Origin of the sequence: Streptosporangium sp. NPDC023615 (assembly GCF_040640155.1) — a bacterium.
Classification (GTDB): domain Bacteria; phylum Actinomycetota; class Actinomycetes; order Streptosporangiales; family Streptosporangiaceae; genus Streptosporangium.
In genome coordinates, this window is record NZ_JBFABE010000044.1 from 14,557 (window position 1) to 29,038 (window position 14,482).

At 71.1% G+C, this 14,482-nt stretch carries 8 protein-coding genes; 4 read left to right on the forward strand and 4 right to left on the reverse strand.

The genetic code is table 11. From position 1 onward, the window contains the following. Window positions 1-28: 28 nt before the first annotated feature. Complete coding sequence (locus AB0G16_RS26120; RefSeq protein WP_362810119.1) at window positions 29-2,755, reverse strand: Tat pathway signal sequence domain protein; 2,727 nt, start codon at window positions 2,753-2,755, stop codon at window positions 29-31. 277 nt (window positions 2,756-3,032) lie between these two features. Here AB0G16_RS26120 and AB0G16_RS26125 point away from each other — a divergent pair, with 277 nt between their 5' ends. Beyond that, window positions 3,033-4,121, forward strand: a complete 1,089-nt coding sequence (locus AB0G16_RS26125) for a LacI family DNA-binding transcriptional regulator (protein WP_362810122.1) — start codon at window positions 3,033-3,035, stop codon at window positions 4,119-4,121. A 158-nt stretch (window positions 4,122-4,279) separates the two neighbouring features. On the opposite strand, the gene AB0G16_RS26130 is transcribed toward AB0G16_RS26125, so the two are convergent. Beyond that, a complete protein-coding gene (locus AB0G16_RS26130) occupies window positions 4,280-6,250 on the reverse strand; it encodes a beta-galactosidase (protein ID WP_362810125.1) in 1,971 nt (656 codons plus the stop codon). Window positions 6,251-6,562: 312 nt separating this feature from the next. Here AB0G16_RS26130 and AB0G16_RS26135 point away from each other — a divergent pair, with 312 nt between their 5' ends. Both AB0G16_RS26135 and AB0G16_RS26140 read left to right on the forward strand, forming a co-directional pair. Next, complete coding sequence (locus AB0G16_RS26135) at window positions 6,563-8,089, forward strand: MFS transporter (RefSeq protein WP_362810127.1); 1,527 nt, start codon at window positions 6,563-6,565, stop codon at window positions 8,087-8,089. Further along, on the forward strand, window positions 8,082-8,639 hold the full coding sequence (locus AB0G16_RS26140; RefSeq protein WP_362810130.1) for a TetR family transcriptional regulator: 558 nt from the start codon (window positions 8,082-8,084) through the stop codon (window positions 8,637-8,639). Before AB0G16_RS26135 ends, AB0G16_RS26140 begins: the two co-directional genes overlap by 8 nt. A 171-nt stretch (window positions 8,640-8,810) precedes the next feature. Here the strand turns inward: AB0G16_RS26140 and AB0G16_RS26145 are convergent, their stop codons facing one another. After that, a complete protein-coding gene (locus tag AB0G16_RS26145) occupies window positions 8,811-10,910 on the reverse strand; it encodes a beta-galactosidase (RefSeq protein WP_362810132.1) in 2,100 nt (699 codons plus the stop codon). Between the two features lie 280 nt (window positions 10,911-11,190). On the opposite strand from AB0G16_RS26145, the gene AB0G16_RS26150 reads away from it, so the two are divergent. After that, window positions 11,191-11,418 carry a hypothetical protein gene (locus AB0G16_RS26150; protein WP_362810134.1) on the forward strand — a complete coding sequence of 76 codons (228 nt, stop codon included), beginning with the start codon at window positions 11,191-11,193 and terminating at the stop codon, window positions 11,416-11,418. A gap of 211 nt (window positions 11,419-11,629) precedes the next feature. Here AB0G16_RS26150 and AB0G16_RS26155 read toward each other — a convergent pair whose 3' ends face one another. Then, the gene (locus tag AB0G16_RS26155; protein ID WP_362810136.1) at window positions 11,630-14,248 is read right to left on the reverse strand and encodes an RICIN domain-containing protein; all 2,619 of its coding nucleotides are present in this window, start codon (window positions 14,246-14,248) and stop codon (window positions 11,630-11,632) included. Between the last annotated feature and the right edge of the window lie 234 nt (window positions 14,249-14,482).

The following is a 14,482-nucleotide window of genomic DNA, read 5'->3' on the forward strand; positions in this document are numbered from 1 at the left end:
GGGTCTCCTTCATCGTGGGGGGCGGGGGTCAGGCGGGAAGCCGGTCCCCGATCAGGGCGAGGCACTGGACGGCCGCCAGGCCGTACTGGGCGGAGGCGTTGACCGAGGCGAAGGCGGCCTCGTCGACGGGCTTGAGCACCTTCGGGCCCTCCAGGCGCACCGACGCGAACTCCAGGGTCTTCGGGTATCCGGCGTGACCGGTGTAGAACTCCTGCCACGCCCGGGCCGCGAGACCCGCGTCGCCGAGCCTGGCGGCGGCGTAGGCGGTGAGGCGGGAGTGGGCCTGGCGCAGGTTCTGGTTGCCGAACGACTGGCCGGCCTCGGCCTGCTGCTCGGCGGCGGTGGCGTTGTACAGGCGGCAGTACTGCAGCCACGCCCTGGTGAACGCCTCGTCGCCGGTCAGGGAGATGACCTCGCTGCACAGTTCGACCAGGCCGAACACCGCGCCGAGCGAGCCGACGCTGACCGCGGGCTCGGTGGGTTTGAAGGTGCCGTCGTCGAGGTCGTACAGGCCGCTGCCGCGGATGAACCCGTTGGGCATCACGGCGATGCTCCGCATGCCGTTCAGCAGTTTCTCCCGGGCGATCGGCGCGCCGCCGCGCTCCCACTCGGTCAGCCAGGCGAGTGCCAGGCCGCTCCAGTCGGTGCCGGTGCTGACGCCGAGCGCGTGCGGGTCGGGCTCGTACGGACCGGTGCGGATCTTACGGACGGGGTCCAGGACGAGGAAGGTCCTGTCGACGTCCACGAGGTCGCGCAGCAGGTCGCCGATGCGCTCGTCGGCGGTGAGGAAGTACAGGAAGCGCCGGTAGCCGGCGTTGCTGATGCGGGCCTGCTTGGCGCTGTCGGCCCAGTGCTGGACGCCGTGCCGCGTGCCCAGGTCCCGCCACTTGCCCAGGTGGTAGACGTCGACCTCGCCGGTGTGGCGGGTCATCGCCTCGGCGAAGCGGAACGCCTCGGCCCTGCCGGTGCGCAGGTAGTGGTACCACAGCCACAGGTCGGTCGACAGCTCGGAGTTGTCCCACGCGTAGCCGCCGACGTCGTAGCGCCACACGTGCCGGTCGGGGTCGTAGCTGTGCATGATGTCGCCGTAGTCCCAGAAGCCGTACCAGGAGCGCTGGTCGACCTGCTTCCTGTGGTGGTCGAACAGGAAGTCCAGGCGGTCCTCGATGAGCTTCCTGGCCGGGGTCGAGCGGTCCACCGGCGACCAGTCGCCGAACACCCCGGCCGCGTGCAGGTGCGCCGGCGGCGCGACGATCAGGGGCGGCGTCCGCACGGCCTCGGCCAGCTCCGCCACCCGCTCCGCGGCCGGGGTGGCTCCCAGCGCCCAGAACATCAGCTCCGTGGTGCGCGCGATGCCGTACGGGGTGCCGAAGGCCGGCTCGTAGTCCTCGTAGGTGATCTCCAGCCCTTCGAGCTGCTCGGCGTAGGTGTCCTGGCCGAGGCCGTCGTGGTAGAAGCGCAGGTCCATCGGCCCGGCGTCGGGCGACCACAGCCACACGGTGACCTCGGCCCGCTCGCCGGCCGCGCCGCGGACGTCGAGCCGGGTGGGGTGCAGCTGCCAGAAGTTGCGCATGCCGAAGGCGAGGCCTCCGGTGGGGCCGCCGACGTAGCCGAGCCCGCCGGCCCGGCCGCCGGAGTCGACGGGTATCCAGCCGTGGCCGGTCCTGGTGCGCTTGCGGATCTGGAAGCCGTCGGCGCTGACCTGGCTCAGCGAGTAGTCGCCGAAGGCCGGGACCAGGTGCAGCCGGGAGGAGACCCGGGTGTCCCAGGTCGCCGTCGGCGGGGTGGTCTGCCCGGCGACCTGTGCCTGGCGGACCGCCGCGCCCGGGTCGCGGCGCAGGCCGGTGATGCCGCGCACCGCCTCCGACAGCACGCCGTCGCCGTTCCCGGCGAAGCGCACGTGCCGGTCGTGGAGCTCACCGCGCATCGGCACGTCGAAGCGGATGCCGAGGCCGCCGATGAAGTCCTTCCTCTCGTCTCCGTCGAACACGAAGCTGTGCACCGCGCGGATGCCGTCGCTGCCGGCGTAGAAGTACAGGCGCACGGTGAACGGCAGCCAGGAGCGCCCGCCGCGCCGGTGTGCCCCCTCGATCCTGACCACCGCGCGGACCGGGCCCGACTGCTCGACCGTCACCTTCTCGGTACGGCCCTCGAACCTCTCCCGCCTGACCGCGCCGGTCTCGTCGTCCCCGGACTCGTCCTGGCGCAGGCAGATCAGCCGGCCGTCGCGGGCGATCTCCACCTCGCCCCGCAGGAGGGAGCGCACCAGCCGGTCGCCCCTCTTCGGGATCAGGCACCGGATGACGCCGGTGCCCACCTCGACCTGGTCGCGGCCGTCCTTGACGGTCACGGCGGCCGCCGGCGCGGCGGGCCGGCCCCCGGACAGGACGTAGTGCTCGGCCGGGGCGACGTCGGAGCCGATGGCGTGCGCGGTCCACTTCAGCGACCCGTCGGGCCAGTAGGCGGTGGCCCACGTCTGGACGGGCACCTGCTGCCCGGCGGCGCTGCGCAGCGCGAACTCCTGGCCCTTGGGCACGGCGCCCTTCGGCCACGGCACGCCCCAGGTGGCCCCCCCGGCCAGCCGGCCGGGGACGCCGCCCTCCAGCCAGTGCAGCCGGACGCCGTCGTCGAGCACGCCGGGCGCCGCCGTCCGGCCGGTGGTGGCCGCGCGTGCCGGTCCCGGGGGCAGGCCGACCTGGCCGGCGGCGGCCGCCGCCGCGCCGAGGAGAAGTCTTCGTCGGGACATCATCGCCATGGGAGCTCCACTGGGGGGTTGGCGTTCACACCGATGAAACGAGGAGGTGTTTAAACGTTTACATCGCAGATGGCAGCATGCCCCGCAGGAGCTGTCAAGAGGCCCGCACCGCCCCGGAAGGCGATTTCCCAGCACGGGCCCCACGAACATCACCGGATTCTCCGTCCGGTGACGGCCCCGCGGTCACCCGAGGGTGGCGAGTTGACAGCGGCCCAGGCAGAGGGAAGCATCACGCGTAAGCGGTTTACCGCCGTGTTTCACTTCGGTTGGAGGTTGGATGGTCCGGCGTGCGGCATCCCGCGAGGACGGGCAGCGGCCCACGACGATCCGGGACGTGGCCGCGCACGCGGGCGTGTCCGTCGCCACGGTGTCGCGGATCCTGTCAGGCACCTACCCCAGCGCGCCCGCCACCCGCGGCAAGGTGATGCGGGCGGTGCGCGAGCTGGACTACGTGGCCAACGCCAACGCGCGGGGGCTGGCCGGGGCCAGCAGCCGCAGCGTCGCCATCATCGTCAACTCCGTGATCTCGCCGCACTACGCCTACGTCGCCCAGGGCGTGCAGACCCAGGCCGCCCTGGAGGGCAAGCTCTGCATCGTCGGCACCACCGGCGGCGACCCGGAGCGCGAGTTCGCCACGGTGCAGCTGATGCGCCAGGAGCAGGCCGAATGCGTGATCCTCGTCGGCAACGTGGTGAACGACGCCGCCTACCGCGAGCGGATGGGCGAGTACGCCCGCGCGCTGGCGCTCGCCGGATCGCAGCTCGTCCTGTGCGGGCGCCCCGCACTCGGCCCCGGCGTGCCCGCCCTCGTCGTCGAGTACGACAACACCGCCGGCGCGTACGCCGTCACCAGCCACCTGCTCTCGGCGGGTCACCGGCGCATCCTGTTCCTCGGCAGGCGCGACGGCTACACGACCCAGGACAGCCGCGTCGCCGGGTACCGCGGCGCCCTGGCCGACCACCGCGTGCCCCACGACCCCCGCCTGGAGGTCGAGGGCACGATGGAACGCCACGAGGGCTACCGCATGGTCCGCGAACGGCTCGACGCCGGGCCGGCCGACTTCACCGCGATCTTCGCCTGCAACGACCTCATCGCGGCGGGCGCGCGCCAGGCCCTGCGCGAGCGCGGGCTGCGCGTCCCCGACGACATCTCCATGGTCGGTTTCGACGATCTGCCCACGGCCGCCGACATCGAGCTCACCACGGTCCACGTGCCGCACGAGGAGCTCGGCCGCACCGCCGTCCGCCTCGCCCTCGAACGCCGGCAGGACGCCTCCGGCATGACCGGGCACCTCATGCTCGGCACCCACATCATCGTCCGCGACTCGGTCCGGCCCCTCAGGGGCGCCGGCGACCCGACCCCGTAGGGTCCTCTGCCCACGGCCGCGGCGGACGGCCCCCGGCCCCTCGGCCTCCGGCCCCTCGGCCTCCGGATCCCGGAGCCCGGCCGCCGTGAGAGGCCTCCCCCGTCCGGGCGGCCGTCGAAGCGCTCACCCCGGTGGTCTCCGGGGCCCGCCCGCCGTGGTCACGGGGCCGCCCGCCCGAAGACGCGCCAGCCGTAGGCCCCGATGACGTCACCGGCCTCGCTGCCCGCCTCGATCGGGCGGCCGAGGGACGAGGGCGGCGTGAAGGGCTCCTCGGAGTGGTTGACGAGGAACAGGTGCCCGTCGCGCACGACGGCCTCGACGTGCTCGGGCAGGCCGTCCACCACCGGGCGAACGCCCGCGCCGGCGAGGATCCGCGCGACGAGCGCCCCCATGCCCTCCTCGTCGGGAACGGTGGCCAGGTAGTAGGCCGTTCCCGCACCGCTCACCCGTGAGGTGAGGGCGGGACGGCCCCGGAGCCTGCCGTCACCGAAGCGGCCGAGGACCGTCGCGTCGGTCACGTCGAGCTCCTCGGCGAACAGGCGGCCCTTCAGCGAGGTTCCTTCGAGGGACACGGTCACCGTGGTGGCGTCGTGCGTGCCGTCGACGGGAAGGGCTCCGAAATCGGTGACCCTGAGGCCCAGCGTGTCCGCCAGCCGCGTGGTGAAGCCCCCGAGGGGGAACATGTCGTGCTCGTCGACCACGTCGCTGAAGGCCGACATCAGCAGCGTCCCGCCGCCGGCGACGTAGGCGGCGAGGTTGGCCGCCGAGGCGTCGGTCAGCAGGTAGAGCTGGGGCGCGATGACGACCGCGTACCCCGACAGGTCGTCCCCGGGGTGGCGGACGTCGACACCGACGTGCCGGCGGTGCGCCGCCGCGTGCCACTGCCGCACGACCTCGAGGTGGTCGAAGCGCACCGGGTGGTCGGAGTTCTCCACCGCCCACCGGTTCTGCCAGTCGTAGACCAGCGCCACGGGGGCCTCGACGTCCGCCGACATGCGGGGGAAGGAGGCCAGGTCCCGGCCGAGCTCGACGATCTCCTTCCAGGTGCGGGTCCCGGTGCCCGCGTGCGGCACCATCGCCGAGTGGAACTTCTCCGAGCCCGAGCGGGACTGGCGCCACTGGAAGAACATCACCCCGTCGGCGCCTCGCGCGACGGCCTGCACGCTGAGCGCCGCCATCTGTCCCGGCGCCTTGGGCGCGTTGCTCGTACGCCAGTTGACCGCGTCCGGCGCCTGCTCCATGAGGACCCACGGGACGCCCGGCTTGAGGGAGCGCATGAGGTCCCGGTCGAAGGCGGCCGCCCGGAACGACTCGGCGTCGGCCGGATCGGGGTAGCTGTCGTCGGCGATCAGATCCAGGTCCGGCGCCCACGAGCGGTAGTCGATCGGCTCGAACGCGCCCAGGAAGTTCGTGGTGACGGGCTGGACGCCCCCCGCGGCGCGGATGATCGACTTCTCCATGCGGTAGAGGTCGAGCAGCGCGTCGGAGGTGAAGCGCTTGAAGTCCAGCAGGCCGGAGGGGTTGAGGCTGTAGGGCGCCAGCCGGGGCGGGACGATCTCCTCGAAGTCGCCGTAGCGCTGCGACCAGAAGGTCGTGCCCCAGGCCTCGTTCAGCGCCTCGATGCCGTCGTACCGCCCGCGCAGCCAGGCGCGGAACGCCACGGCGGCGTTGTCGGAGTAGTCGGCGTGCAGGTGGCAGCCGTACTCGTTGTTGACGTGCCACATCACGACCGCGGGATGGGAGGCGTAGCGTTCCGCGATCGCCGTGACGAGCTCGGCCGCCAGGCGCCGGTACACCGGCGACGTCGGGGCGTAGGCCTGCCGGCTGCCGGGCCAGTAGGTGGCCCCCGAGGCGTCCTTCGGCAGGATCTCCGGGTAGGCCCGGCTCGCCCACGGCGGCGGGGAGGCGGTGGCGGTGGCGAGGTTCACCCCGATGCCGCCCGCGTGCAGCTTGTCCATGACCCGGTCGAGCCAGCCGAAGTCGAACTCGCCCTCGGCGCGCTGGATGCGCGCCCACGCGAACACCCCCAGGCTGACCAGGTTCACCCCCGCCGCCCGCATCAGCCGGACGTCGTCGTCCCACACCGGCTCGGGCCACTGTTCCGGGTTGTAGTCGCCGCCGTAGTACACCTGAGGTGCTCCCCTGCCCGTGGTCGGTGCGCGTGTGCGTGCGCCGCCGGCCCCGGCGGCCCTCGCCGGACCGCCGGGCGGCGGGTACGTCGTCACCGGAATTGAAACGTTTCTACGCCCGGGACGCAAGCCCGCGGGAGGCGCACGCGAGCGCAGGGCGGACTCGGGGCGGGCTCCGGGCGGACTTGGGACGGGCTCGGGACGGACCCCGGGCGGGCCCCGGGCGGGCTCAGGGCGGGCTCAGGGCGGGCTCAGGAAATTGCGAGCCGTTCGGAATCCACAACAGTCCATTTGGTTTGTTAAGGTGGCGTCATGCCCACAACGAACCCCTCCGCCCCGGCGCGGGCCGGTCGTCGCGAGTGGCTCGCGCTCGGCGTCCTGGTCCTGGTCGTGCTGCTCCTGACGATCGACGGCACCGTCCTCTACCTGGCGGTCCCGTCGCTGACGGCCGACATCGGCCCGTCGGCCACCCAGCTGTTGTGGATCGGGGACGTCTACTCCTTCGTGCTGGCCGGCCTGCTCATCACGATGGGCAACCTGGCCGACCGGATCGGCCGCAAACGGCTGCTGCTGATCGGCAGCGGCGCGTTCGGCGTCGCCTCGGCGGCGGCCGCGTTCGCCTCGGGTCCGGAGACACTGATCGCGGCTCGGGCCCTGCTGGGCGTCGCCGGGGCGACCCTGATGCCCTCGACGCTGTCGATCGTGCGGGCCATGTTCGCCGACGCCGCGCAGCGCACCCGTGCCATCGCGATCTGGTCGGCCGGCGCCACCGCCGGCGCCGCCGTCGGCCCGCTGGTCGGCGGTGTGCTGCTGGAGAACTTCTGGTGGGGCTCGGTCTTCCTGATCAACGTGCCGATCATGCTGCTGGTCCTGGTCGCCGGGTACCTGCTGCTGCCGGAGTCACGCGGCCGCTCGGACCAGCCGATCGATCTGGTCTCCTCGGCGCTGTCGATCCTCGCGATCGTCCCGCTGGTGTACGCGATCAAGCACTGGGTGGGCAGCGGACTCGACCCGAGCGTCCCGGCCGTCGCCGCGATCGGGCTCCTGGCCGGATGGGCGTTCCTGCGCCGTCAGAGGCGGCTGAGGTTCCCGCTCCTGGACCTGTCGCTGTTCAAGGTCCCCGCCTTCGCCGGGGCGGTGATCGCGAGCACACTGTCGATCTTCGCTTTCATGGGCCTGCTGTTCTTCTTCTCCCCCTACCTGCAGCTCGTGCGCGGGTACGGCCCGCTGAAGGCCGGGCTGGCGGAGCTGCCCGCGACGATCGCCTCCATGATCGTCATCGTCTTCATCGGCGCCCTGGTCGCGAGGCTGGGCACCGGGCACGCGATCGGCGCCGGCCTGGCCACCGGCGCCCTCGGTCTTGCCGGGCTGGGGCTGACCGCCTCCCTGTCGTCGTACTGGGGGCTGGGAGCCTTCCTGGTCGTGCTCGGCCTGGGCATCGGCGTCTCCATGACGCTGTCCACCGACGCCGTGGTCAGCGCGGTGCCCAAGGAGCGGGCCGGCGCCGCCTCCTCGATCGCCGAGACCGGCTACGAACTCGGCGGCGCGCTGGGCATCGCGGTCCTGGGCTCGATCCAGGCCGCCGTCTACCACGCCGCCCTGGACCTGCCCGCCGGCCTGTCCCCGGCCGAGGCCGCCACCGTCGAGGGGTCGCTGGCCGCCGCCGTGGCCACGGTCACCGACGCCGCCGCCGTCACCGCCGCCCGGGAGGCCTTCACGACCGCCGTGCAGACCACCTCCTTCATCGCCGCCGCGATCCTCGCGGTGTCCGCCGTGCTCGCCTGGCGCATCATCCCCTCGCCCCCCGCCCGGACGGGAGAAGGACAGGACCGTGTCTGAACGTCAGAGCCGCGACAAGGAACGCACCCGCCGCGCGATCCTCGACGCCGCCGAGAAGGCCTTCACCGAACGCGGCGCCCAGGTGAGCCTGGCCGACATCGCCGCCGCCGCCGGCGTGACCAAGGGCGGCCTCATGCACCACTTCCCCAACCGCGACGCCCTGCTGCGGGGGATCTACGAACACTGCGTCGCCCGCATGTGGGAGGAGGTCCGGGCGCACATCGACCTCTCGGAGAACCGGCCGGGCAAGTTCACCCGCGGCTACGTGCGCGCGCTCACCGGCGACAGCGCGTACCTGACGAAGGCCTTCTCCCCCACCGGTCTCATCACCGTGCTCGGATGCGTGACCCCGGACGGGGATCTCGACCGACGCGACGCGCGGGCCTGGAACGCCGCCTTCGCGGCCGACGGGCTCCCCCCGGGCCGGACGCTGGCCGTCCGTTTCGCCGCGGAAGGCCTGGCCACCGCGCTCTCGAGCCCGTACCTGACCCCCGAGCAGCTCGCCGTGGCCAGAGCCGAACTGCTCGCTCTCACCGAGGTGTCCCAGTAGTGCTTTGTCAGGCCATGTCATACGACGCAGACCGGCGCCGCCTGCATGATCCGCAGACAAAGCACGGCCGTCTCCATCTCCTCACGCCGGTTGGTGGAGATGTCGCCGCTCTTGCCGTGGAAGATGATTCTCGTGGGTGATGGTGTCGGAGCTTCGTTGACCTGGGCGGGCTCAGTCGTCGAGCAGGATCCGCGTGGACCATGCGGGGACGGAGAGGGCGGCCCCTGCCTCGTGGGCGGTGCCGGCCACCGGGTCGGTGGTGGGCCGGAGAGTCGTGACGGAGGTCTCGTCCCAGCTCCAGTTGAAGAGGAACCAGGCACGTCTGCCGTCCGGAAGGGTTCCCGACGAGATCGTGACGGGCAGTGCGCGCGACGGGGCGAGCTCGTCGGCGACCGCCGCCGGTAGCGCCCAGGCGATCACTGCCGCAGACAGGGTCGGGTCCGGGACGGTTCCGACCGTGGTGATGCGACCAGCCCCGTGGGCTCGTGTCACTGCGGCGGGGAAGGCGCCGAAGCGCGGGTGGATGTATTCGGCGATCGGTTCGGCCTCCTCCGGGATGAGGCCGTCGATCCAGCAGGTGGCCGCCGCGGTCGCGGGGGAAGAAAAATCACCGCGGCCGGTGACCGGGATCGGCTCATCGATGTTGGAGAATTCCTCGTAGTGCACTCCGGCGGGCTCTCGCAGGACCGCGGGGGCGACATCGACGCGCGCGCGGGCCTCGTGGTCGCCGTAGCCGGTGCGGATGCCGACGACGAGGTGCCCGCCGGCTGCCGCATAGTCGCGCAGCAGTTCAAGCTCGCGGTCGGCCGCCACATAGAAGGCGGGTGCGATCAGCACCGGGTAACGCCTCGCCAGCTCGGCTGCGCCGAGTTCGACGGCCTGCTGGGCGTGCAGGATGCGCGCCTGCGCGCCCGCATCGATGACGCCGCGGTGGAAGGCGTCGAAGATGCGCTCGTAGGATGCCGGGTCGGGGCGGCCGGCCACGCTCAGCGGCGGGAAGAACTGGAATGCCCACCGCGTGTCGTTCGACCACAGCAATGCCACGTCACCGTCGGGCTCGAAACCGTCCAGAGCGTCGCCGATCTTCTCGAGCGCGGCACCGATGGCGGACACTTCCTGGTACACACGACCCGGCTGCAAGGAGTGCGGGAGCACACCACCCCAGTAGGTCTCCGCCCCGTAGGGAATGGTGTGCCAATGCCAGTATTCGATCATGGCGGCGCCGCGGCTGATGAGGGCGAAGGCCGCCTGCTGCAGTTGACCAGGCCACGGGGGCAGGTTGTTGGCGCTGCCGTCGATGCTCTGCGCGTTCGTCTCGGTGACCAGGAAGCGTTCCTGCCGCGAGGAGAACAGGCGGTCGGCCTGCCGGAACAAGCCGGCGACGCCCGTGGTGGTCCATTCCGTCTGCGGGGCCAGTTCCTTGGTCACATCCAGGTGGTCCTGCATGGAGTAGTAGGGGTTGCCGGCGGTCACGCTGAGCGCTGCGGAGAGCTTCAGGTCGTCGTGCGCCTTGCGCGGGTAGTTGATGCAGGTGGTCACGAACTGGTCCTCGTGCGCGTACTCACGCACGATGCCGGACTGCCACGAGATGAACTCGGTGGTCAGTTCCGACTGGTACCGCCGCCAGGCCAGGTCGTACTGCGGCAGGCTGTTGCCGTCGGGGCGCCACAGCTCGGACCAGTCGGCGATTCGGTGGGACCAGTACGTCAGGCCCCACTCCCGGTTGAGCGTGTCCACATCGCCGTACTGCACCTTCAGCCGGCGCACGAAGCGGATGAACGCCCCGCGGTTGTGAAACAGCTCCAGGCCCGGCTCGTTGTCGACCTGGTAGCCGATGACGCTCGGGTGGTCGGCGTAGCGGCCCACCACCTTGCGGATCACTCGCTCCGCGTGGAACAGGAACGCCGGATGTGAGTAGTCGACCTCTTGACGGGCCCCCCAAGGAATCGAGTTCCCTGTCGCTCGCTCGGCGGCGATCTCGGGGTAGGCCTGCTGAAGCCACGGCGGCACGGCGTAGGTGGGCGTGCCCAGGATGACCTTGATGCCGCGTTCATAGGCACTGTCCAGCACCGGTAGCAGCCACTCCAGCTCGAAGCGCCCTTCTTCCGGCTCCCAGCTCGACCAGACCGACTCACCCACCCGGATCACTGTGAACCCGGCCTGCTTCATCAGGTCCAGGTCCTGCTTGACCCGGTCGCTGAGGTGGTACTCGGCGTAGTACGCGGCGCCGAAGAGAACACCGGTCGGCCGATAGGGCGGCACAAGACTCACGCAAGGACTCCGTTGTCTGTCGAAGAGGATGCCCGGCGGCACCTCTCACTGGCGGCTGACGAGCACGCTACCTCTAGCGCCGCGGCGGCGATCGTGGCCAGCGCCTCGGGAAGGCCCGGGACGTCTCGCGTCCCGTACCCGCCGCGCTCGTCCATAAGGATCAACCTAAACGCCCCGCTGCAGGCTTGCCGGGCAACTCCTGGCCGAAGGCGTTGTTCGCCGCCGGGGCCGCCTTCGGCGCCGTGCTCGCCGTCGCCAACACCTTCATCGGGCCCTCGGCGTGACCGCCGGCAAAGGCAGGTACACCACCCCGCGACGGCCGGCCGAACGGCTGCTGCGCCCCGGAGGCGGACTCGCCGCCCTGCTGGCCGACGACCTGAAAGAGGTGCGGCCGGGAGATCGGCTCTGGGCGGCCGAGTACCTGTCCGCCCACTACAGCGCTCCCGAACATCAGCACGATTCTTACCGACACCCATTGATCGAACCCCCATGGGGGTTCGATCAATGACGAGCGCCTGCCGCTCGCGAGCGAGACGGTTCGATGCGTTCACTGCGGTGCTCTGCCGGCCCGTACCGATGGGAGCGGAGGCAAGGTGCTCGGTGGTGGTCGCCTGCCGGCGTTCGGAGTCGAACATCTCGCCGCTACCCCTGGCCGCAGGGCCGAGCGGCCAGGGGTAGCGGTCAACACCGCGGCAGCAGGCGAGAACCGGGTCGTCCGGTCAGGCCGGGTTCAGTTGCCATTGCTGGTTGGCCCCGCCGTTGGCGGCCCACTGCACGACCTGCGCCCCGTCGCTCGTCGCCGCACCGGAGACGTCCGCCACCAGTCCGCTGCCGTGGCTGACGATGGTGTAGTAGCCGTTGCCGGTGGATCGCAGATACCACCTCTGGTTGGTGCCGCCGTTGGCCGTCCACTGCTGCAGTTGCAGCCCGGCCGTGCTGCTGCCGGCGTTGACGTCGAGCATCTTTCCACTCGGGACGTACTTGAGGGTGTAGGAGCCGTCGGAGGTCGTGGCGATGGTCCAGGTGGCGGTGCCGCTCTGCTGGACCACCTTGGCGCCGTCCGCGGTGGAGTTGCCCGCGACAGCGAGCGGCTTGCCGCTGTTGCGGTTGACGATGCGGTAGTTGCCCGGTGCGGGCCCGCTTGCGCCGAGGTTGAAGTACTCCACCGCGTCGTTGAACGTCGTGGCGCCCGACTTGGTGGTCGTCAGTACCAGGTACACCCGTGAGCCGCTCGCCGGTGCGGTGAAGGTGACCGGCTGGGTGACCCGCGAGCCGAGCGGGACGGTCAGGGTCGTGCTTCCGGACGCGACGACGGCGCCGTCCGGCGCGTCGAGCCGCGCCGTCCAGGTGAAGCCCACCGAAGTGTCGGCGAAGTCGTCGTTGAAGACGGTGATGTTGCGGGTGACCGTGGCGTTCCGGGCGTAGGTGGGCACGGCCTGCGGCAGCGGGAAGGTGCCGTTCGCGTCCGAGTTGCCGGAGGCCGACCAGTACGGCAGGTCGACCGCGGCCACCGGGTTGAACGCCGCCTGCACGCGCTGGAACTGCGGGTTGCTCCAGGGGTTGGGGAGGTTGTCCGCGCCGTAGACAGGGCGACCGCCCTCCTCCGGGACGAAGTCGGTGGTCCGCACTCCGGGCACGACGCCGGCCCAGGCGGACAGCAGCGTGTACGGACGTAGGTCGGAGGCGTCCTTGCCGCGCTTGGCCAGGGTTGCGGTGGCGAACCACTCGAAGCCCTGCTTGGTGTTGCACGCCGGCCAGATGTACTCGCCCTCGCCGTCGGGCCGCCCGTTCACGGTGATCAGGCGCTCCCCGTACTTGGCGAAGCCGTCGACGTAGTGCGGGATCACCGCGAAGTTGGCGTACGTCATCCCGGGATAGCCGTTGACATTCCCGTTGACGCCCACCTCGGTGATGATCGGCCGGGTGCCGTCGGCGCCGTTCATCGCCGTGTACAGGTCCTTCTCGAACTGTTCGGAATCCTGGCCGCTCTGGTTCGGCTCGTTGGACTGACTCCAGCGGATGACCGCGGGGTGGTTGCGGTCGCGCAGGACCAGCGCGCGGGCGTGGTTGACCATGTTGTCGTGCCCGGCGATCCAATCCTGCTTGCCGGAGGAGCCGCGAATCGCGGTCTCACCGATGATCATCAGGCCCATCTCGTCGGCGACATCCAGCATGTACGGGCTGGCCGGCTCCTGGTGGATGCGCACCACGTTGAAGTTCAGCCGCTGGTAGTTGTCCACGGCCTGCGGCCAGCCGCCGTTGCCCGACGAAGGCGGAAGGAATCCGGGCAGCGTGTCGAAGGCGTCGCCCTTGCCGCCGTTGTTGACCCGGTCGTAGTCGGCACCCTGGAGGTTGTCGCCGCGGAAGTTCACGCGCACGCCGTTGAGGTAGTAGTACTCCCCGTTCTGGGTGGCCTCCCGGAACCCGAACCGGTACGTGGCGTCGCTGGTGTGCCCGTCATCGGTGGCGGCACGCACCGCCAGCCGGTGCAACTGCGCCCGGTACCCCGGCCGGTAAGGCACGTTGGGCCACCAGTACGAGGTTCTGTCGAGGTTCCACGCGATCGGCCCGACGGTCACGGTCGCGGTCGAGCGGGCCGCCACGGTGACCGTACGGCTGGGCAGTTGCGGGTAGCTGAAAGCCGTTCCGTTGTCGGACGACAGCGACCCGGTCAGCGTCACCGACCGGGAACTGCCCGACGTGTTACGCACCGACACGTCGTAGCTCAACGTCTTGTTCGCCACCGACGTACGCACGAATGTGTCGCTGACGTACACCTCCGGGTACACCCGCAGGAACGCCGACCGGAAGATCCCCTGCGGTACCGCCTCGGACCAGTCGGCGGCGTCGGGCACCAGGTACCGGCCGTTGGATGCCTTCAACGCGCCGCGGCCCTTCACATCGACGCTGATCGTATGAGTGGTGCCCGGGGCGGCGTAGGCGCTGATGTCGAACTTCGAGGGAGTGAAGGCCGTGGTCTGCGTCGCGACCACCCGGCCGTCCACCGACAGGGTCGCCTGGTGGTTCACGGCGCCGAACTCGATCCACGCCGACTGCGGCTGCCCCGAGTCCGGCACCGTCACCGTACGCGAGTACACCGCCTGGGACACATCGGTGAAACCCTGCTTGTACCAGCCACCTCCGGGCACCTTGATCGACGTCGTCGACCGGCCCGCCGGCGTGAAGCTCCACGTCCCGGCCAGATCGACCGAGGCGACCGCGGCATTGCCCGCGGTGAAGCCGTCGAGGTCTCCGGCGGCGGCGACCGACGCGGTGGACTCCGACGCGGTGGACTCCGACGCGGTGGACTCCGACGACGCTGACCGCTGTGCCGCCACAGCCGGCTGAGGCCCGATCAACGGGACCAGTAGTAAGGCCGCCATCACAGCCGGCCACCTGCTCGCCCTACGTCGAGGACGGGAGGAGGGATCGCTCCGCTTCATCGGTAATCCTTTCGGGTGAATCCCGTTCGTGAGGCACTTCCCGGGGCCGGCCGCCCCTCCGCCCGGCCGTTCGGGCCGTCGCCGTTCGTCGGCGAAAACCGACGGCTTGAGGGGGCATCCTGTCTCCTC

Excerpts from the sequence above, each read along its gene's own strand:
- AB0G16_RS26120 (WP_362810119.1), bottom strand. The coding sequence starts at position 2,755 with ATGGCGATGATGTCCCGACGAAGACTTCTCCTCGGCGCGGCGGCGGCC.
- AB0G16_RS26125 (WP_362810122.1), top strand. The coding sequence starts at position 3,033 with ATGGTCCGGCGTGCGGCATCCCGCGAGGACGGGCAGCGGCCCACGACG.
- AB0G16_RS26135 (WP_362810127.1), top strand. The coding sequence starts at position 6,563 with ATGCCCACAACGAACCCCTCCGCCCCGGCGCGGGCCGGTCGTCGCGAG.